The organism is Ruegeria sp. BG6, assembly GCF_056538465.1.
This window is the reverse complement of the sequence record NZ_JBQFTB010000020.1, coordinates 1-18,330: the sequence shown is the minus strand read 5'-3', so window position 1 is coordinate 18,330 and position 18,330 is coordinate 1. Positions and strand designations below refer to the sequence as shown.

18 protein-coding genes and 2 pseudogenes are annotated in these 18,330 nt (G+C 54.6%); 11 read left to right on the top strand and 9 right to left on the bottom strand.

Annotation, left to right across the window (positions count from 1 at the left end; all coding sequences use genetic code 11):
* The first annotated feature begins 93 nt into the window (after positions 1 to 93).
* The 9 genes from ACR0JW_RS22195 to ACR0JW_RS22155 all read left to right on the top strand — a co-directional run bounded on the left by ACR0JW_RS22195 (position 94) and on the right by ACR0JW_RS22155 (position 9,020).
* Complete coding sequence (locus ACR0JW_RS22195) at positions 94 to 1,044, top strand: tripartite tricarboxylate transporter substrate binding protein (RefSeq protein ID WP_170613888.1); 951 nt, start codon at positions 94 to 96, stop codon at positions 1,042 to 1,044.
* A gap of 68 nt (positions 1,045 to 1,112) precedes the next feature.
* Complete coding sequence (locus tag ACR0JW_RS22190) at positions 1,113 to 1,598, top strand: tripartite tricarboxylate transporter TctB family protein (protein WP_480714467.1); 486 nt, start codon at positions 1,113 to 1,115, stop codon at positions 1,596 to 1,598.
* Between the two features lie 5 nt (positions 1,599 to 1,603).
* On the top strand, positions 1,604 to 3,103 hold the full coding sequence (locus ACR0JW_RS22185) for a tripartite tricarboxylate transporter permease (protein ID WP_170808133.1): 1,500 nt from the start codon (positions 1,604 to 1,606) through the stop codon (positions 3,101 to 3,103).
* A gap of 2 nt (positions 3,104 to 3,105) precedes the next feature.
* Positions 3,106 to 4,281 (top strand): L-rhamnonate dehydratase, encoded by a 1,176-nt coding sequence (locus ACR0JW_RS22180; RefSeq protein WP_480714466.1) that lies wholly within the window; start codon positions 3,106 to 3,108, stop codon positions 4,279 to 4,281.
* The gene (locus ACR0JW_RS22175; protein ID WP_480714465.1) at positions 4,278 to 5,192 is read left to right on the top strand and encodes a dihydrodipicolinate synthase family protein; all 915 of its coding nucleotides are present in this window, start codon (positions 4,278 to 4,280) and stop codon (positions 5,190 to 5,192) included. The genes ACR0JW_RS22180 and ACR0JW_RS22175 overlap by 4 nt, the downstream gene beginning before the upstream one ends.
* Before the next feature lies 1 nt (position 5,193).
* Complete coding sequence (locus ACR0JW_RS22170) at positions 5,194 to 5,904, top strand: GntR family transcriptional regulator (protein ID WP_170613893.1); 711 nt, start codon at positions 5,194 to 5,196, stop codon at positions 5,902 to 5,904.
* 3 nt (positions 5,905 to 5,907) lie between these two features.
* Complete coding sequence (locus ACR0JW_RS22165; protein WP_480714464.1) at positions 5,908 to 6,903, top strand: 4-hydroxythreonine-4-phosphate dehydrogenase PdxA; 996 nt, start codon at positions 5,908 to 5,910, stop codon at positions 6,901 to 6,903.
* A 3-nt stretch (positions 6,904 to 6,906) separates the two neighbouring features.
* Positions 6,907 to 8,415 (top strand): aldehyde dehydrogenase (NADP(+)), encoded by a 1,509-nt coding sequence (locus tag ACR0JW_RS22160; RefSeq protein ID WP_480714463.1) that lies wholly within the window; start codon positions 6,907 to 6,909, stop codon positions 8,413 to 8,415.
* 317 nt (positions 8,416 to 8,732) lie between these two features.
* Positions 8,733 to 9,020, top strand: coding sequence for a DUF1330 domain-containing protein (locus ACR0JW_RS22155; protein WP_480714462.1), 288 nt, complete (start codon positions 8,733 to 8,735; stop codon positions 9,018 to 9,020).
* A 9-nt stretch (positions 9,021 to 9,029) separates the two neighbouring features.
* Here the strand turns inward: ACR0JW_RS22155 and ACR0JW_RS22150 are convergent, their stop codons facing one another.
* The 8 genes and pseudogenes from ACR0JW_RS22150 to ACR0JW_RS22115 all read right to left on the bottom strand — a co-directional run.
* Positions 9,030 to 9,557: a GNAT family N-acetyltransferase gene (locus ACR0JW_RS22150; protein ID WP_480714461.1), complete on the bottom strand. Its 528-nt coding sequence runs from the start codon at positions 9,555 to 9,557 to the stop codon at positions 9,030 to 9,032.
* A gap of 203 nt (positions 9,558 to 9,760) precedes the next feature.
* Positions 9,761 to 9,946, bottom strand: a pseudogene (locus ACR0JW_RS22145) (transposase); the annotation flags it as partial.
* Between the two features lie 38 nt (positions 9,947 to 9,984).
* Entirely contained in the window at positions 9,985 to 10,188 is a 204-nt protein-coding gene (locus ACR0JW_RS22140; RefSeq protein WP_480714460.1) for an HGGxSTG domain-containing protein, read from the bottom strand.
* A 571-nt stretch (positions 10,189 to 10,759) separates the two neighbouring features.
* The gene (locus tag ACR0JW_RS22135) at positions 10,760 to 11,092 is read right to left on the bottom strand and encodes a hypothetical protein (protein ID WP_480714459.1); all 333 of its coding nucleotides are present in this window, start codon (positions 11,090 to 11,092) and stop codon (positions 10,760 to 10,762) included.
* A complete protein-coding gene (locus ACR0JW_RS22130) occupies positions 11,089 to 11,823 on the bottom strand; it encodes a DUF1376 domain-containing protein (protein WP_480714458.1) in 735 nt (244 codons plus the stop codon). The genes ACR0JW_RS22135 and ACR0JW_RS22130 overlap by 4 nt, the downstream gene beginning before the upstream one ends.
* Positions 11,824 to 11,940: 117 nt before the next feature.
* A complete protein-coding gene (locus ACR0JW_RS22125) occupies positions 11,941 to 12,147 on the bottom strand; it encodes a helix-turn-helix transcriptional regulator (RefSeq protein WP_480714457.1) in 207 nt (68 codons plus the stop codon).
* Between the two features lie 212 nt (positions 12,148 to 12,359).
* On the bottom strand, positions 12,360 to 13,250 hold the full coding sequence (locus ACR0JW_RS22120; RefSeq protein ID WP_480714482.1) for a tyrosine-type recombinase/integrase: 891 nt from the start codon (positions 13,248 to 13,250) through the stop codon (positions 12,360 to 12,362).
* A 51-nt stretch (positions 13,251 to 13,301) separates the two neighbouring features.
* A pseudogene (locus ACR0JW_RS22115) lies at positions 13,302 to 13,442 on the bottom strand (Arm DNA-binding domain-containing protein); the annotation flags it as partial.
* A gap of 492 nt (positions 13,443 to 13,934) precedes the next feature.
* On the opposite strand from ACR0JW_RS22115, the gene ACR0JW_RS22110 reads away from it, so the two are divergent.
* On the top strand, positions 13,935 to 14,081 hold the full coding sequence (locus ACR0JW_RS22110; protein ID WP_170825060.1) for a hypothetical protein: 147 nt from the start codon (positions 13,935 to 13,937) through the stop codon (positions 14,079 to 14,081).
* A 162-nt stretch (positions 14,082 to 14,243) separates the two neighbouring features.
* On the opposite strand, the gene ACR0JW_RS22105 is transcribed toward ACR0JW_RS22110, so the two are convergent.
* Complete coding sequence (locus ACR0JW_RS22105; RefSeq protein ID WP_170682692.1) at positions 14,244 to 15,455, bottom strand: hypothetical protein; 1,212 nt, start codon at positions 15,453 to 15,455, stop codon at positions 14,244 to 14,246.
* A gap of 804 nt (positions 15,456 to 16,259) precedes the next feature.
* Here ACR0JW_RS22105 and ACR0JW_RS22100 point away from each other — a divergent pair.
* On the top strand, positions 16,260 to 18,038 hold the full coding sequence (locus tag ACR0JW_RS22100; protein WP_480714456.1) for a caspase family protein: 1,779 nt from the start codon (positions 16,260 to 16,262) through the stop codon (positions 18,036 to 18,038).
* Positions 18,039 to 18,330 lie beyond the last annotated feature (292 nt).

Here is an 18,330-nt window from a genome sequence, read left to right as displayed (position 1 = left end):
TATACCAAATTCCAAATACCTGATACGAAATCCGGGCGAGATTGCGAATCGGATCTGAGGAGGCCCGGTTCGAGAACTTAGGAGGATCGATAAATGATGAAGTTTCTTGCCACCGTTTCGGTTGCAGCCATGACCCTGACCGGGACCATCGCCGCCGCTGATGAGTACCCATCCAAAACCATCGAGGTCGTGACCCATGCCGGAAACGGTGGTGGTACTGACGTCACCACTCGCATGATGATGCTGCGCGCCCGTCGCGAATTGGGCACCGACATGGTTGTCGTAAACAAGAAAGGTGGCGGCGGTGCAGTCGCCATGGACCACTACCTGACCGTCCCGGCGGATGGTTACACGATCCTGACCTTCACCATCGGTCACGCGGCGACAGTTGCAAAAGGCAAGACCAAGATGTCTCTGGACGATATCCGCCCGATCGCCCGCGGTACCGATGACCCGCAGATCCTGATGGTGCGTTGCGGTGCATATGAGGATGCCGAAGCCTTTGTTGCAGCTCAGAAAGAAGCACCAATCAGTTATGGCACCACCCACCTGGGCAACATCGACGACGTATCGGCGTTCATGTTCACCAAGAAAGGCGGCATGCAGACCCCGAAAATTGTTCCCTTCGAAGGCGGTGGTGAACTGGCGACCCAACTGGTTGCAGGTGCGGTTGACGCGGCTGTTCTGAACCTGGCCGAAGCCGGATCTCAGATCGACGCAGGCGACGTTTGCCCCATCGTTGTTTTGGCCAACGAGCGTATGGCAGGTCTGCCAGATGTGAAAACCGCCAAGGAGATGGGCATTGATGTCAGTTTCTCGACGGTTCGCGGCTTTGTTGTTCACGCCGACACGCCCGATGATGTTGCTGTCAAGATCGAGGATTCCCTGCTGAAGTCCATGAACCATGGCGTATACCAAGGCTTCCTGGAATCCGTCGGGTTGGACAGCACTTCGGTCGTGGGTTCCGATGAGTGGGGCAACCAGATCACCACTATGGTCACCGATATGGAATCCGCTCTGAAAGAGCTGGGTTTCATCGAGTAATCTGACCCTTTACGCGCGGCAGGTCAGTTGCTTGCCGCGCTCACTTTTTGAGCGGACAGGTACAACTAATGCAAAAGTCCAATGAGAATACCGGACACGGTCCAAAGCGCGGTTTCGCGCAGCTCGCCGTCCCATTGGGGGTCTTGGTGTTTTGTGCCTGTGCCTTCTGGCTTTCGACGCAATTCGAACGCGTTCCGCCGATCCTGAAACGCGGCATGCAGCCGTCAGATTTCCCTCAACTGGTAATCGGCCTGATCGTTCTACTGTCAGTCTGGTTGCTTTTTAAGGACCGTGATGAGGCACCTGCCAGGCTCTCGCGACTTGTGCAGTCCACAATCGGGTTGCTGATCGGTTTCCTGCTGATCGCCGAGATTGATCTCTTTCTGGGGCTGGGCCTGTTTGCCGTGTCGCTCGCGGCCCTGTGGGGTGAGCGGCGTGTCTGGGCATTTGTACTGGTCGGCATCATTGCGCCGCTGGCGGTGTTCTTCCTGTTCAACGGTATATTCGAGGTCCGCTTCCCGCGCGGGATCCTCACCAACCTCTGGTACGGGTAAAGACGATGGATGCTGCTCTGAACGGCCTTTTGGCTCTTGCTGATCCCAACCTACTGGCGTTGATATTTGCAGCGACTCTGGGCGGGGTGTTGGTCGGCGCTCTCCCGGGATTGAATGCGACAACAGGTGTTGCGCTGCTTCTTCCCTTTACGATCACGATGGAGCCCATTCCGGCCATCGCGATCCTGACGACAATTTATTGCGCGGCGACTTTTGCCGGGGCGATCACCGCAATTCTCATCAATACGCCCGGGACGTCGGCCAGTGCCACCACTTGCTTGGACGGCTATCCCTTGGCGCAAAGGGGAGAGGCAGGCCGCGCGCTGGGGATGGCCGCTGTCTCCTCGACCATTGGAGGAATTATCTCGGTCGTGTGCCTGATGGCCGCTGCCCCATTGATGGCGCGGGCTGCGTATAACTTTGCACCGCCTGAATACTTTGCGCTGACAGTTTTCGGTCTGTCGATGCTGGCAACAATTGGAGATGGATCGCCGGTCAAGAACATCCTGTCCGGCGCGTTTGGCGTGCTGATCGCAACTGTCGGCATCGATCTGCTGACCTCGATCGAGCGTTTCACCTTCGGCCTGAACGAGCTGAGCGAAGGTATTCCATTTGTGCCCGTCATGATCGGTGTGTTCGGCATCTCAGAACTGCTCGTCCAGGCCGATAACCTGCATGTGGAGCGCAAGCGCGTCATCATGAAGGCCATCCGCTTGCCATCGCGCGAAGACTACTCGCGGGTTTGGAAAACCATTTTGCGGTCGTCCGGTATTGGCACGTTCATCGGCATTCTGCCAGCTGAAGGTGCGACGGTAGCCTCGATGATCGGCTATAACGAGGCCAAGCGCTGGTCGAAGAGGCCTGAAGAGTTTGGCAATGGATCTCTCGAAGGTATCGCTGGGTCCGAGGCAGCAAACAACTCGGCCACGGGTGGGGCGATGGTTCCGACTCTTGCGCTGGGGATTCCAGGCAGCCCGACGGCTGCTGTGATCCTCGCCGGTCTGATGGTGCATGGCCTGCGACCCGGCCCTACGATGTTTACCGAACAGGCCGACTTTGCCTTCGCAATCTTCTGGTCGATGATGCTGGTGAACATCTTGTTCTTCTTCATCGGACTGTGGGGTGCCAAGATCTTTGCCCGCGTCACGCTGATCCCGATCCAGATCTTGTGGCCTTGTGTCTTCATCTTCTCGATCGTGGGTGCCTATGCGCTGGAACAATCCATGCTGGATGTCTGGATCGCCATCGGCTCGGGGATACTGGGCTTCTTCATGCGCCGTTATGGTTTTTCCGTGGTGCCCATGGCCATCGGCCTGATCCTGGGCGGTATGCTGGAAACACGCCTCGGTCAGTCGATGGTGATGCTGGACGAAAAATGGTGGCTCATGCTGACCCGTCCACTGACGCTCTTCTTCTTTGTTCTTACGGTCCTGGCTCTGTTTGGCCCGCTGCTGTGGGGACGCCTTTTCAAACAACGCTCGCCGCTTAAGTCGACCGGAGAATAACAATGACCAAGATCAAATCCGTCCGCACCCGTGTCTGGAATTGGAAAGGCAAGACCGTTCCACCGCAGGGTAATTTCTGCACCAACGCCAGCGACTTGTTGTGGGAAAAGGGCGATGCGATGTCCTCTTTCCGGTTTCACCAGTGGCTGACCTGCGAGATTGAAACCGAAGATGGCACAGTCGGCATCGGCAACGCTGCACTAGCGCCAGGTGTTGTGAAAAAGGCCATCGACGAATGGTTCGCGCCCATGGTGATCGGCGAGGACCCATTCGACTATGCCTACCTTTGGGAAAAGATGTACCGCCGCTCGCATGCTTGGGGCCGCAAAGGTATCGGAATGACCGCGATTTCTGCTGTCGACATCGCCATCTGGGACCTAATGGGCAAACTGGCGGGCAAGCCTGTGTTCAAGTTGCTGGGCGGTCGCACCAAGGAAAAGATACCGGTCTACTATTCTAAGCTCTATTCGGGGCCCATCGAAGCGATGCAGGCCGAGGCGGAAGAGGCCAGGAAGAACAAATATCAAGGCTACAAGATGCGGTTTGGCTGGGGCCCCAAGGACGGCATGACCGGCATGCGGGAAAACCTCAAACGCGTGGAAGCGGTGCGTGAAGTTATTGGCTATGATGTAGACCTGATGCTGGAATGCTATCAGGGCTGGAACGTCGATTACACCAAGCGGATGCTGCCCAAGCTTGCGAAGTACGAACCGCGCTGGCTGGAAGAACCGGTGATTGCCGACGATGTGGAAGGATACCGTGAACTGAATGCTATGAATATCGTGCCCATCTCGGGCGGGGAGCATGAATTTTCGCTCATCGGCTGCAAGGATCTGATCCAAAAGAAAGCCGTCAGTGTGCTGCAATATGACACGAACCGCGTGGGTGGCATCACGGCCGCGCAAAAGATCAACGCCGTCGCCGAAGCTTTCCAGGTTCCGGTCATCCCGCATGCAGGTCAGATGCACAATTATCACCTGACTATGGCCAATGCGAATTGCATGATCAGCGAATACTTCCCGGTCTTCGACGTCGAGGTCGGAAACGAGCTGTTCTATTACATCTTCGAAGGCGACCCGGATGCCGTGGATGGCTATCTGGATCTGGACGACAACAAGCCCGGCCTCGGGATCGAGATCTCGGACAAGCATCTGCATGACTTCGAGGTGAAGGAATGAACCGGAAATACGCAGGTATCTGGCCGGTTGCGCCAACACCGTTCAATGATGACGGGACGCTTGATCTCGAAAGTATGAAACGGGTGCTCGACTGCCTGATTGATCAAGGGGCGGATGGAATCTGCGTTCTGGCCAACTTTTCGGAGCAGTTTCTGATTTCGGATGCCGAACGCGAAGTACTGGCGCGGCTTTCGGTCGAACATATCGCGGGACGGGTTCCGGTCATCGTAACGATCAGCCACTATGCCACGCAGATAGCCGTTGAGCGCGCGCAATTCGCCAAGGATTTGGGGGCTGACATCGTAATGATGATGCCGCCATATCATGGTGCACTTCTGAAAGGCACACCCGAACAGAGCTTCGAGCAGTTCGCATCTGTTGGCGAGGTCGGCATTCCGATCATGGTGCAGGATGCACCACTTTCCGGCGTGGATCTGCCTGTGCCACTGCTGGTGCGAATGGCACAAGAGATTGAGGAAGTGAAGCTGTTCAAGATCGAATGCCCCCGTGCCGCCAACAAAATCCGTTCGCTGATAGAACAGGGTGGCGACGCAATCGAAGCGCCTTTTGATGGCGAAGAGGCCATCACCCTTCTGGCGGATTTGGATGCCGGTGCAACAGGTTCGATGACCTCGGGCATGATCGTGGATCAGATCAAACCGGTGCTGACCCACCACCATGCCGGACGCATCGACGAAGCGACAGCCGCATATGGTCGAGTAGCCATGGCAATTAATCACGAAAACCGTCAATGCGGCTGGCAATCGTGCAAGGCCGCGATGGTCGAAGGCGGCGTAATCAAATCAGAATTTTGCCGCCACCCAATTCCGCCGTTGCATCCCGCCATCCGCTCGCGTCTGATCGACCTGCTGCGGCCGTTGGATCCTATGGTTTTGAGCTGGGGGAAGTGATTTGAGCGAGAGCTGGATTGATAGCCTGAAAGAAGAAGGTGGTGTAAAGCCACGCAAGACACTTGCCGAAGAAGCCGCCGACAACCTGCGCGAATTTATTCTGCTGGGTAAGCTTGCCCCCGGTACGGCAATTCCCGAACGTGATCTGGCCGAGGCGCTCGGCGTATCCCGTACGCCTTTGCGCGAAGCCTTGCGGTTGCTCGAAGTTGAAGGGTTGGTGGAGTACTCGGCCACACGGCGCCCGCACGTTGCCGACCCTTCTCTGCACGAGTTGACGCAGTATATTTCGGTCTTGGGCGCTCTCGAAGCGTTGGCGGGTGAAATCGCCTGCGTCGAAGCAACGATGGCTGAAATAGCCGAAATCGTTCGTTTGGGCGCTCGTATGTCCAAAGGTTCCGGAAAGCTCGAACCGCTGGAGTTCTTTCAACTCGACATGCAGTTTCACGCGGCCATCGTTGAAGCCAGCCGGAATGAGCCCCTTATCGAAACGCACCGGCAATATAACGCCCGCCTTTGGCGTGCACGTTTCTTGTCGTCGCAACAGGTTGATCGCCGTGACAATACTCTGTCCGAACACTCGCGGATCACCGACGCCCTGCAAAAACGTGACGCAGCCGCGACGCGGCGGGCGCTGCGCGATCACCTGAATAGTACAATCGAGAATATTGAACGCCTTCACGCCCAAAGCAGTGGAGCAAAGTCCGAGGACTGAAAGATGAAGCCCAGAATTGGTATTATCCCCGGTGATCCAAGCGGCATCGGGCCGGAACTGATCGCACGGTTACTGACTTCGGAGGGCGTTTCCGAGGCGGCGGACATTCTGCTGATCGGCGACAGGCATGTGTTTGAAACGGGACAGACCGTCGCCGGTGAAACTTATGACCTGACCCCCGTTGACGTGTCGGGCGACTGGACCCAAGCCCCTGCGTTCGCCCTACACGAGATGGAGACGATTGCGCCTGACGAAGTGAGGGTTGCCGAAGTGACCGAAGCTGGCGGAGCATCGGTTCTGCGAACGCTGGATTCCGCTCTGGAACTGACGCGCTCCGGTGTGATTGACGCCATCGTATTTGGACCGTTCAACAAGGCTGCGATGCACTTGGCGGGGCTGGGTCATGATGACGAGCTTCACTACATGGCCGAAAAGCTGGGCGTGACGAACTACATCTCGGAACTCAACACGCTTGACGGCATGTGGACCAGCCGCGTGACCAGTCATGTCGCCCTGCGTGACGTGGCCGACATGATCAGCGAAGAACGCGTTGCCGAAGCGGTGCATCTGATCCACAACACACTGCGCCGTTCTGGTTTGAATCGCCCTCGGATTTCAGTGGCCGCGATCAATCCGCATGCCGGTGACGGTGGAAATTTTGGCACCGAGGAGATCGACATCCTCGAACCGGCAGTCCGCAAACTGGCGCGGGGGCAGATGTCAGTTGATGGTCCGTGGCCGTCCGACACCGTGTTCCTCAAGGCGGTTGCCAAGGAAATCGACGCGGTTGTGACGATGTATCACGATCAGGGTCAGATAGCGCTGAAACTGCTTGGCTTTGACCGTGGTGTGACGGTGCAGGGTGGGCTGCCATTCCCCGTGTCCACCCCGGCCCACGGAACGGCGTTTGATATCGCAGGCCAAGGCTGTGCGGATGTCGGCGCAACCCGCGCTGCTTTTGACATCGCATGTGACATGGTCACGCATTGGGACAACTGAAACATGACTTTCAAGCCGCACGGAAAACACCTGATTGCAGGTGAATGGATCGCTGGAGACGTGAAATTCTCATCCTCCCCGGCGCGTCGGCCCGCACATGAATATTCATCCGGAACCACCGCCCATATCGACGCAGCGGTCCAAGCCGCCGAAGAGGCATTCTGGAGCTTTGGGTATTCCACCCGCGAAGACCGCGCGGCCCTGCTGAATGCGATTGCTGATGAGATCGACGCGCGCGGCAATCTCATTACCCAAATTGGCACGCAGGAAACCGGCCTTCCCGAAGCTCGGATTCAGGGAGAGCGGGGTCGTACCGTAGGCCAGTTGCGCCTGTTCGCCTCTCATATCCTGTCAGGTGACTATCTGGACCGCCGCCATGACAAAGCGTTGCCGGATCGAGCCCCTTTGCCGCGTCCTGATCTGAAAATGGTACAGCGCCCTATCGGGCCAGTTGCCGTTTTCGGGGCATCAAACTTCCCGCTTGCGTTCTCAACCGCTGGTGGCGACACTGCTTCGGCGCTGGCCGCCGGTTGCCCTGTTGTGGTCAAAGGCCATCCCGCGCATCCGGGGACCGGAGAGATTGTTGCAGACGCCATCAAGGGCGCAATCGACAAGACGGGCACGCATCCTGGCGCTTTCTCATTCGTACACGGTGACACGATGGCGGCAGGGCAGGCACTGGTAACACACCCGCTGATCCGAGCGGTAGGGTTTACCGGCTCTTTGACCGGTGGCCGTGCTCTTTTTGATCTTTGTGCGCAGCGTCCTGAACCCATTCCGTTCTTTGGTGAACTGGGTTCAACCAACCCGATGTTCATCCTGCCGGCAGCCGCTGCGACACGGGGTGCTGAGATTGGTGCCGGCTGGGCCGGTTCGCTTACGATGGGTGCGGGCCAGTTCTGCACTAACCCAGGCATTGCAGTCGTCTTGAAGGACCACGCCGAAGAAATTGCCAAGGCAGCAGTCGAAGGCTTGAAGAGCACCGCCCCACAAACCATGCTGACAGACGGCATTGCGGCGGCATACCGTAGCGGTCAGTCGATGATCGCTGCAGAACCGTCTGTTACCGAATTGCTGGCAACAGCGTGCGACGGGCGCACGGCAACCCCTTTCCTTTATCAGGTCTCGGCACAGGGTTGGCTGGGCAATGAAACACTGGGACACGAGGTTTTCGGGCCATTGGGGCTCCTGGTAGTCGCAGAAAACATCGGCCAGATGCGGGAAGTGTCTATGTCCCTGCAGGGGCAGCTCACATGCACGCTGCACGTGGATTCAGATGACGCGGAAATTGCGCAAACGTTGTTGCCAGTTCTTGAACGCAAGGCTGGCCGGATTCTTGTAAATGGTTTCCCGACTGGTGTGGAAGTCAGCGACACGATGGTACACGGAGGTCCATACCCGGCTTCCACGAACTTTGGAGCAACATCCGTAGGCACACTGGCCATCCGCCGCTTTTTGCGGCCTGTTTGTTTCCAGAACGTACCGGCAGCAATGTTGCCAGAGCAATTCTAGCCTTGTCTGACGTTTTTTGGGGTTAGCAGATCAGCAGTCTGGTTTTATGGAGTTCGCCAAAGTTTGTGCTCGGCCTTCAGGTGTGTCGATCTGGTAGAACCGGTTTGACATTTTTTCCGACTTTTCTGGTTCAACTTCCCGGCGATACCGCCCGCAGAGCGGTCGTGCAAGCAAAACACTCCGAATGATCGTACCGAGCCCAAAAAAGCACCATTGATACTTCAGCCTTGTGATGCGGCTGATCGAAAAACCGTTTTGTTATCTTGCCCTACAACCGTACCTTGGTCAGAGACGCACAACCGAACGAGGAAGACAGGATGGCTAAAGGATATCTAGTCGCGCATATTCGCGTTCACGACAAGGACGCATTCGAGGAGTTCAAGCTGCTTTCAGGCGCTGCGATCAAAGCGCACAAGGGAAATGTCTTAGTGCGGAACCCGTCACCTGACCATCGCGAGGGCGACGCGCAGGGCCTGTCTATAGTAATTGAGTTCGAGAGCATTGATGCAGCTCGAGCGTTTTATGAGTCAGATGCGTACACTGAGGCACGTTTAGTCCGAGAGAAGATTTCCGACACGGATCTAATTCTCGTTGAAGGTGTCTAAGAATCTGTCTCAAAGGTCTTTTGCGAAAAAGTGTAGATGTGGGCGCAACATCGGCTGATCCTTGTAGGTTGTAGTTTCTATGGGGCTGTTCAACTCTAAAAATCCAAGCTTGGGATAAAGGTCTCTCATTTCCACATTCGGTGTGAGCGTATCTGCTATCAGCCGTTTTAGGCCCATTTTCCGCGCGATATTCTCACGCGCCTCTATCAAAGCACGCCCAGTGCCCGTTCCTCTCGCTTTCTCGGTAACAAAAACTCTTTTGAGTTCACCGGTGTCTGGTCCGAGACACTTCATCATCCCACAGCCTACGATCTCACCACCGTCAGATCGGGCAACAACCAAGCATCCGTTCGGAGGCAGATAGTCATCTGAATTTTCCCAAAATTCAGCGAGCGCACTTTCGGGCGCCGCTAGATCGATATCGAAGCCCATGGCCCGCATTCTCTGAACGATGAGTTCGTAGTACTGCGATAAAATGTTATTGAGCTCGTCCTTTGTTGGTAGTTTCTCGCAGGTTTCAATAATGATTCTTTGCATAAGCCGTCTTCCAGTCCCAAGCATTCTCAGTGCAAACAGGATACTTAGGGATCGTGTTTTTGTCAGCTTTGTCCGCAAGGCAGTCATTGATGGGCTGCGTAGCGAACGACCGCTCCGAGCCCATCTTGACGGTTGCCTTTTTGATTATGAATGACTGTGATCAGGTCGGAAGCGGATGTGCCGAGGTCGCCTAGGCTCAGGACTCATCGACAGTAAATGAAGAGTAGGGCAATGGTGATGGCAGACAGGAAGACCTTTGGGCACTTGTCGTATCGAGTTGCCAAGCGCCTCCAATTCTTCAGCTTGCCGAACATGATATTGATGTGGTTGCGTCGTTTGTATCAGCGTTTGTCGTATTTGAACGCCTTATTCAGCTGTTTCCGGCCAGGGAAGCCAATAGTCTAAAGAGGTACCGCAACGCCTCTGTTCAGCCGCCCTCTGGTTCAAAATTGGCTTTAACTCTTCGCTTCCCCTTCGGGCCTGTACTAAGACCACCATGCAACCTGCAACGCCGCTTTCCAGGTACGACCCGGGCCTGACACTGGCTTCCTACTCGGGTTTTTGCGCCGCATGTTGGGCGTTCTGACTTAGGCAGTGGTTCCCCGGCATCATTCAACCCGAGCTCCGCCATCCGTTTGCAGTTTGCACCGCCGCACTGTGAGCAATCCCTCCGATAGTTTGGGTGCTTATGCGCTTCTGCCGGGCACGGCCGCCAACGTGACTGCAGTGCCTGCCAATCGATGGGGGCACGATGAAAGAGCGATCGTATTTTGATTTCTCGCTTTGTCGGCCGTCCCATCAAAAAACCTCAACATTTGTTAGCATAGTTGGCAAACCCCATGATGGGCGCGAGGCGATGGTGTTACTCCCACCGACTTGCTTTTAGCAGTGGCAAACGTTTCCACTCGGTTCATTCTGCGCCATCCCAAATGTAATGAGTTGGCTGCAAAGGATCGGGCGCGGGGAGAGTTTGAGGCTTGGAATTTTCACGCGCGGCCCGCTCAGCCGCTTCCTGGCGCTGGTCCATTTGGTCCTTCATCTGGAGGGCTTTTTCTCTACCGTATTGCCTCTGGGCGTTGAAAAACCATCCATTCCGGTAATTGCGAAGTGTGCCTGCGTCCAGGAGCCCGCGAGATTGCATTTCAACGCAGATGGCGCCAAACAGGCAGCCTTCGGGAACGAGTTCACCTGCCTCAATGCGGTCAGCGTAAACCTTCAGCGTAAACCTTCAGCGTGTCAATCTCGTCGCCCTGCACAGGGCGTTGGGTCGTGGTTCCCTGTACCAACTGAGCCGCAGCCTTGATTTCGAATGCCGTGGGCCAAGCGCGAGTTTTGGCGTCCTCGTCCAACTGCTGTTGAAACTTCGGCCACCAAGCCTCGTAACCACTCCGAGGCGCGAACTTACCAACTGTGATTGCCAACGACTTCGTTTCTTCGCTCTGGGCCTTTTCAATCCCGGCCAGATGCCGGGGCATAGAGCGCCGTTCAAGCAGATCCTTGAGCTTGGATTTCAAGAAATTCTCTCGATGGCTCATTTGTGGCCTCCAAAACTGACACCGTTAATGAGCGCGTCAAGGTCGGGCTTGGTTGAGGTATTGGCTTTAAGGGCGGCGGTGATCCAAGAGACTGGCTCTGTCACACCCATTCGGCTTGCGTTCCGAAGCGCATTAAATGTGGCCGCGTCGCCGGATTGCTTGCGCCACATCCCAATAAGAGTGCGCGCTTTCTGCTCAGGAGTTCCGTATTTGCCAAGGAAGGCAACACCTCTGTCGAAGACTTCTTTTGTGAAATCGACTGTGTCGGCAAACGCCGATACGTAAGTATCGGAATTACTTGGGTTGTTGGGTTGTTGGGTAGGTTGCTCCGCGGAAGGATCCACGGTTGCCGTCGTATCTTTACTTTTCAGAGGCTTATCTGGATTCTGACCCTTTTTTCGGTTTGGCTGTCGCGCAACCTGTTGTTCAACGTAAGCGGCTTCTTTCCGTAACCTCTGGGAAACCAGCATGCCGCCGTCGACTTTAAGGAACTCCCTGATGACCGATCCGATACGCGCTTTCCAGAGGCGGGAAGACACCCTAGATACCGCCGCAAGGCGGCGGTCATCATCAGGAAAATCACATGTTTCGCGCACCCACATCGCCATGAGAATAAGCATGTAGGCGCCAACTTCATCGGCTGCGAGGTGTTGTGTATCACGCTGGAATGCGTCTACCCAAAGTGGGCAGGGACGTTTTGTGCGGGCACGTTTGGCGTTGAAATTACTCATCGTGAGTAACCTTCCGCAGCTTTCCAATTTCCCGTGGGCTCACAGCGTCACAAGTGATGTTAGCTATTTTCGATGTATCGAAGCGACCGACCATAATGGATCCTCCACTGCGCGCGATTAGCATATTTCGCCATCGCGCAGAGCGCGGAGGTGGGAATCGATTTCTTCCTCGATCCACAACAAACGACCACCAAGTTTGACGGGTTTGGGAAGCCGCTCTGCAGCCAGGTCGGCATAAATGGATGAACAAGAACGGTTCCCGAGTTTATCGCGAAGCTCATTCAGGGTCAGGTACTTTGCGGGCGTCGAAATAATTGCGCTCATAGGGCCAGTCGTCCTTTCTTACTTGGGACGAAAGCCAGAGTGATCGCAACCGGCCGCTCGTCCCACCAATGGGTGCCCCGTGTCGGGGAAGACGAGCTGCACATCTTGCGCAGCAACAGTTCCAATGTTAGCGGACTAATTGGTGCAATTCAATATGTAGCTGTTTAGATTTGCGCGGCCACTGTATTTAGAGTGGTGCCGGCTGGCGTAAATTACCGTGTTGAGACGCAAGAAACGACTTCCCTAGTTCCACCGCACACGTAGCTCGCCCATTGCTCGCTCAACACCCTGCGCTGCTCAAGAAAATCTGTGCGTCTGTAAGCTCGAACGACACCAGAGTCGGTTACGTGTCCCAGCATCGCTTCGGCTGCTTCGTGTGTCGCGTCGGTGGCTTCAGCCAGCCAGTCGCGAAGACTGCTGCGGAAGCCATGCGGGCGGGCGTCCAGTTTGCGACGTTCCATCATTCGTGAGAGTGTCATATCAGAGATCACGCCCCGCCGTGTATTCGGAAAAAGGAAACCATTTCTGGAATGCGGCAGGGCAAGTTCGATAACGCGTTGCGCTTCCTGCGAAAGCGGCACACGGAAATCACTTGTTGCCCCTATTCGACCTTTCATGGCGTCGCCGGGTATAGTCCAGACGTCTCCTTCAATCTGTTCGAGCCTGATAAAGCGCAAAGGTTTAGAGCGAACGCCGGTTAGGATGAGCAACCTCACTGCCAAGTTCGAGAGCGACGGTTCCTCCAAGCTTGCATAGAAATTGAGAACTTCACTCCATGGCATAGCAGGGATGTGTTTTGGCTTATGACGTGACTTTCCCAACAACGCTTTGGCTTTTTCTGTGGCCTGAAGATCAACGTCCAACCCCAGCGCGGCCGCATGGCGAAAGACTATGTTTAGCCGATTCATTGCTTTGCGCGCTGTGTCGGCTTTTGTGTGCCAGATAGGAGCCAGGGTGTCGCGAATGTCGCGCTGGTCAATGTTTGTTATTGGCACCTTTCCAAGCTTGGGCAGTACATGCCCATTCAGCGGTGAGAGCCAACGCCCAGCTTTTCCATCGCCTTTGAGTTCAGCCTTTCGCGCTTCGAATGCATCTGCAGTCAGAACCGCAAGTGAAACATCTTCCCGTCGCGCCGCACGTGCCTCTGCTTCACGCTCCTTGACCGGATCACGGCCTTCCGCAGCAACTGTGCGCCATCGCTGGGCAACACTCCGGGCACCTGCAAGAGAAAGAGTTGGATAGCCGCCTAAGCCCATTTCGCGCCTTCGGCCATGCACAGTCACACGAAGCATCCACTGCGCGCCACCATCGTCTCGTTAAATTAACCAAAGCCCAGCGCCATCGCAATGTTTACCGACCGGTGCGGATTTAACAAAGGAAGCCGAAAGTCTGTTTGTTGCCCGCATTTCTATCCACCTAAATATCCACCTTAACCTACCGGATGGCGGAGAACACAACAACACAAATTCGGACACTTTATGTCATATTTTTCATGATTTTAGCTGCCAAATTGAACGAATTTGGGTATGAAGGAACAGAATGTTGTTGCCGTCTGGGGGCACCACTTCAACATTCAGTTGTGTCCGATTATCACTGATAGTAGCTTGTATTAGCAGGGTTTCTACTGTCGGTGTGTCCGATGTTGTTCTGCTGCGTGCGCTGAGATCTACCCCCAAGTGGGGTACCGAATTGGGGTACGTGCTGTCTGACGTCAGCACCAACGGGACAGTTTAGGCCGATTTGATAAGGGAGGGTTTCTGGCACATCGTGACCACCAAGGAGTGGAGATGAGACAGAAACCCGGAACCCGTAAGAGCCACGGCGCGAAGATCGTTAGAGACATCCGTCGAGCCACCCGCAAGCAGTATTCAGCGGAAGAGAAGATCAGGATCGTGCTGGATGGCCTGAAAGGCGATTTTTGCAAAAGCTTTTGACATGCCTTCCCCGTTTTCTTGGATCTGCCATTGGGATATTGACCTCAAACGGCAATCATAAACATGGAGCTGTGACATACCCCGCGCATCGAGCAAGTGCCGTGGGCACCTGTTCGACACTCATTTGCAAAAGCACAGTCGATTGGCCAGCAAAGGTCGGCTTCAACTGTTTTTTGAAGTGTTGTTTTGCGCCGGGAGTTCTGAGACATAAGTGTTCACGCGGTCCAGAAGTCCAATAAAAGAATCAATGGAGTAGCCGAAAATAAACGCTGCGAGCGACGTTATCGGTGCCGCACCACTGGTGGGTTGACCCATGATGCCTGTTGGTAGGAAGAGAGCCGAAATCAGGTACCCAACGAAGGCACCAAAAAACAGGCGCAACATGATATCACGCGGGCCAAGCGGCAAAAGGAAGGGTTCTCGAATAGCGCGCACGAGACAATAGATAACGGCGCCGAGCGCTCCATGAAGGGTTGGAAGGAGCCACCGGTGTACGACGGATTGAGATTCCAGAAGATCTTTTTTCAACACCTCGATGCTCGCCGTACCGGTGCCGCGAAACAATTCCACGCCACTGACGAGCGGAATCGCCGCTGCGAGATCTCTGAAGGACGCTTGGTACCAGCGGAACTCTTTTTCCAAGGTGCGATTCTCAGGCTTTTCAAAGATGTCACAGGGGTTCCCCGACTCCGCGGTAATGCCAGGACCAAGGATCTGGTTGTTTAGATTGCGGTTGTTGGTGCCGCTGTCTTTAGCTTCGAATATTCCGTTCACTGTGGTTCGCACTGTACGGAACTGATGTTGCAGGGGCCAAAATCCTGACTTCAGGTTTTGTGCTTCGTTGCGAGAAGCCACCCAAATCGTGTCATAGTACGCCATCTCGCGGGCTGCGACGACAAAGCGATAAACGTCTTGATCATCAAGTTGGACCTCTTGGTATTGGCATAGGTCACGTGTGTGGACAATCTCTTCGATGTTCAAGTTTCGCTGTGTCTCCAGGACACTATCGAGGCTGACAATAACGGCGCTTGCCCGGGTCGACCAATAAGTCCAATGTAGAGAGGCCGCGATAAGAATAAGTCCAAGCATGGCAATGATATTGGTCGGAGCAAACAGATTTCTGCCTTTGCGCGGGTCTTCTGCGTTTCCAGGCTGAAAGGTGCCAGCCAGAACAGCTGCCAGGGTACGCTTTTCGATAGTGGGGTAGACCTCACTGATGGCGCTCCGTAAGTCGCTTTGCACTTGGGCGTCGGAGGTGTTCATTTGGTAAGCGGTGAGAGCAGCCTCCAAGCGAGAGGCCTGGGGAGATCCTGAGGCAATCAGATAGTCGCAGACACGGCGGACACGGCGGGCGAAACGGTCTTCCTGCTTCATTTGGCTACCGCAGCGTGCCTGAAATCGTACCGTAACCACTCGGGTTCGGGCAAACACAATGATCTCCGGGGTTGCCAGGAGGTGATGCCCAACACCACCCTTGGTCCGTAACACAGCGTGAACCTGCTGCTTGAGACATCACGCCAGTCGAAAAACTTGACGCAAAAATGGAAGCCAAAAATAGAAAGCGCATACTCTGCAATCCCCCATAAAGTAAGAAAACTGAAAAAATTCAACTTTAAGAATATATCAAACCAATCAAAATTTCTAGCATTAAGGGAGTGCGGCCCTTAAGCACCTGTTGTTGAAGCGCCTAGTGGGCCTGGTCGCAGTCTTGTCAGTACGATCAAACAGATCGCAGTTTTCTACAGAATACTGCAGATGCTCAATGTGCTCATTCGCTGCGAAGCAGCGCGAAACCGTGGGACAAAGGCCTACCCTGGGCTCGAATCAGACGCTCGCGGGGCATTATCGGGACGACCGCTTAGCGGATATTCTCCACATTGGTGTTTAGACATGTTGCCTTCGTAGCATTCGTTCGCATTCGCGAAAGGTGAAAATCTTTGTTGCGGAAGTTGTCGACAGACCGGTCATTCACAATGCATAGTTTTGATCGTAACCGAAATCACGCTTTCGCGGCATCCAGTTCAAACATGAAAACCGCGAACTAACCGGGCTTTCAATTCCTGCCCTAAAAATTTTCTTCAGCCTGGAGCCGCATTTCTATGGGCATTGTTCGCCGTGTTTTGGTGAAGAGCTGAGTTTGTGATACGGTTGCGGCCGATTGTCCGATTGGAACTAGCTGTGTTGAGAAACGCCGTCATATGGGCCGCATTAACCCTTTGCGTTTTCATTACTTCTGATGCTTTTGCTAAAGAAAATCGTGTGGCCTTAGTTATAGGGAACGCGGATTACGAACACGTTGCGAACCTCCCGAACCCATCCAATGACGCTAAAGACATCGCGGCGGCTCTAGGAAGGCTCGGATTCGAAGTCACGATCAAAGCCGATTTGGACTACCGCGAAATGCGCCTTGCCCTTCGCGATTTTGCCGATGCCTCCCGGTCCGCTGACAAGGTCATTATCTATTACGCCGGGCATGGCATCGAAATTGAAAACAATAACTATCTCATTCCTGTCAACGCTGAACTCCGCAGCGATCTCGATGTGGACTTTGAGGCAATTCGCCTTGACTTGGTAGTGAACTCAATCGCCCAATCTCCCGGATTGAAAATCGTGCTTGTTGACGCGTGCCGTAACAACCCGTTTGTGACTGACATGATCAGGACAAGTGCCACCCGCAGTGTTGGACAAGGATTGGCCCGAATTGATCCGGGCGGCGTTCTTGTCGGTTATTCAGCTCGTGGAGGGACATTGGCCCTCGACGGCGATGGTCGTAACAGCCCTTACGCCTCCGCTTTGCTAACGCATCTCGAAGAACCCGGGCTTGAAGTGGGCAAGATGTTCCGCAAAGTGCGAGACAGTGTGTTCCAGGCGACCGAAGGGTATCAAGAGCCTTTCACATACGGATCGCTACCGGGATCTGATCTCTTCCTGAAGGAACCTCTACCACCCGACCCGACAATGCAGATGTCAAAGGCTGAAATCGCCATGGCAGCAGCGCAGATTAATAGCGAACTAGCCTCGGATTATATCCAAGCTGAAAGCCGCGGAACAGTCTATTTTTGGGAAAAATTCCTGGAAAAATACAAAGCGCACTCAGAGCACTACCTAGTTGCTTTTGCGAAAGACAAGCTGGACGTGTTGCAGTCCGAAGCCGAGGCAAAACGCAAAAAGCGAAACAGAGAGCCCTGGCTGAAGGCGAACTTTCCGGATGGCGAACTCGAAGCTGATCTGACGTTGGAACAACGAAAACTGGTGCAAGAAGCTTTGAACATGATGGGGCAGAACGTCGGCAGCGTGGACGGTGCCTTCGGTCCCAGAACCCGCAACGCGATCTCTACGGTTCGGGTTGCCAACGGTCTTTATCCGGGAACCCGGGTCGATATTGCATTCTTGCGCCTGCTGCCGGACGTACCCGAGATCAAAGCGCTCCAGAGCGACACCGCTCGCGCTTATAAGCAGGAAGAGATGCCGGAAGCCATGGAAGAAAGGTTGCAGAGGGCACTCAAAATCCTTGGTCGCAGCGAAGTCGTTTTTGGATATTTCGAAGGACACCTTTATCTTGTTGCGCATCGGAGGATGAACTTTTCTCAAGCCAACGGCTTTGCCGAAAAGATGGGTGGACACTTGGCAACAATCGGCAACGCCAGAGAAAATCGATTTATCTATGACCTTGTAAAAAACGACAAACGTTTTTTTAGTACGGACGGCGTAGGAAACATTCACGGCCCAGCTTTTGGGCTTTATCAACTGCCTGGCAGCAAAGAGCCGTCTGGCGGCTGGGTTTGGAGCACAGGTGAGCCCTTGTCGTACACACATTGGTCGAAAGGTAATCCCGACAATTTTCGCGGCAGGCAAGGATATGGTCACTTTTTTGCCAACCCAAAGCATTCACGCGAACCACACTTTTGGGACGATGGAAGTGACTACTCAAGGTCTTTCGTCATCGAGATTGAGTGACGAGTGTTACTGGGTCCGCTTTGGGCTCGTTCATGATCCATTGTTCGAACCCCGTTTTTGAGATCCCGCTAGGCGGGGTAGGGGAGCAGGGTCTTTAAGATCGGACATGTTGGATCTCTGCTCCCTTTTTTCTTGCTAACCTATTGTTTTTGATTAATTATGAGCTTTCCCAGTGTATTCTGTCCGTCGTCAGGGATTTTGGGACAGATGGCGTCCTGAGCTAAGAGATGGTCGGCGCATCTGATTGGTTTGATTATGCGACGGATTTGCGGTGAAGCAAGCGCCGGGTTTC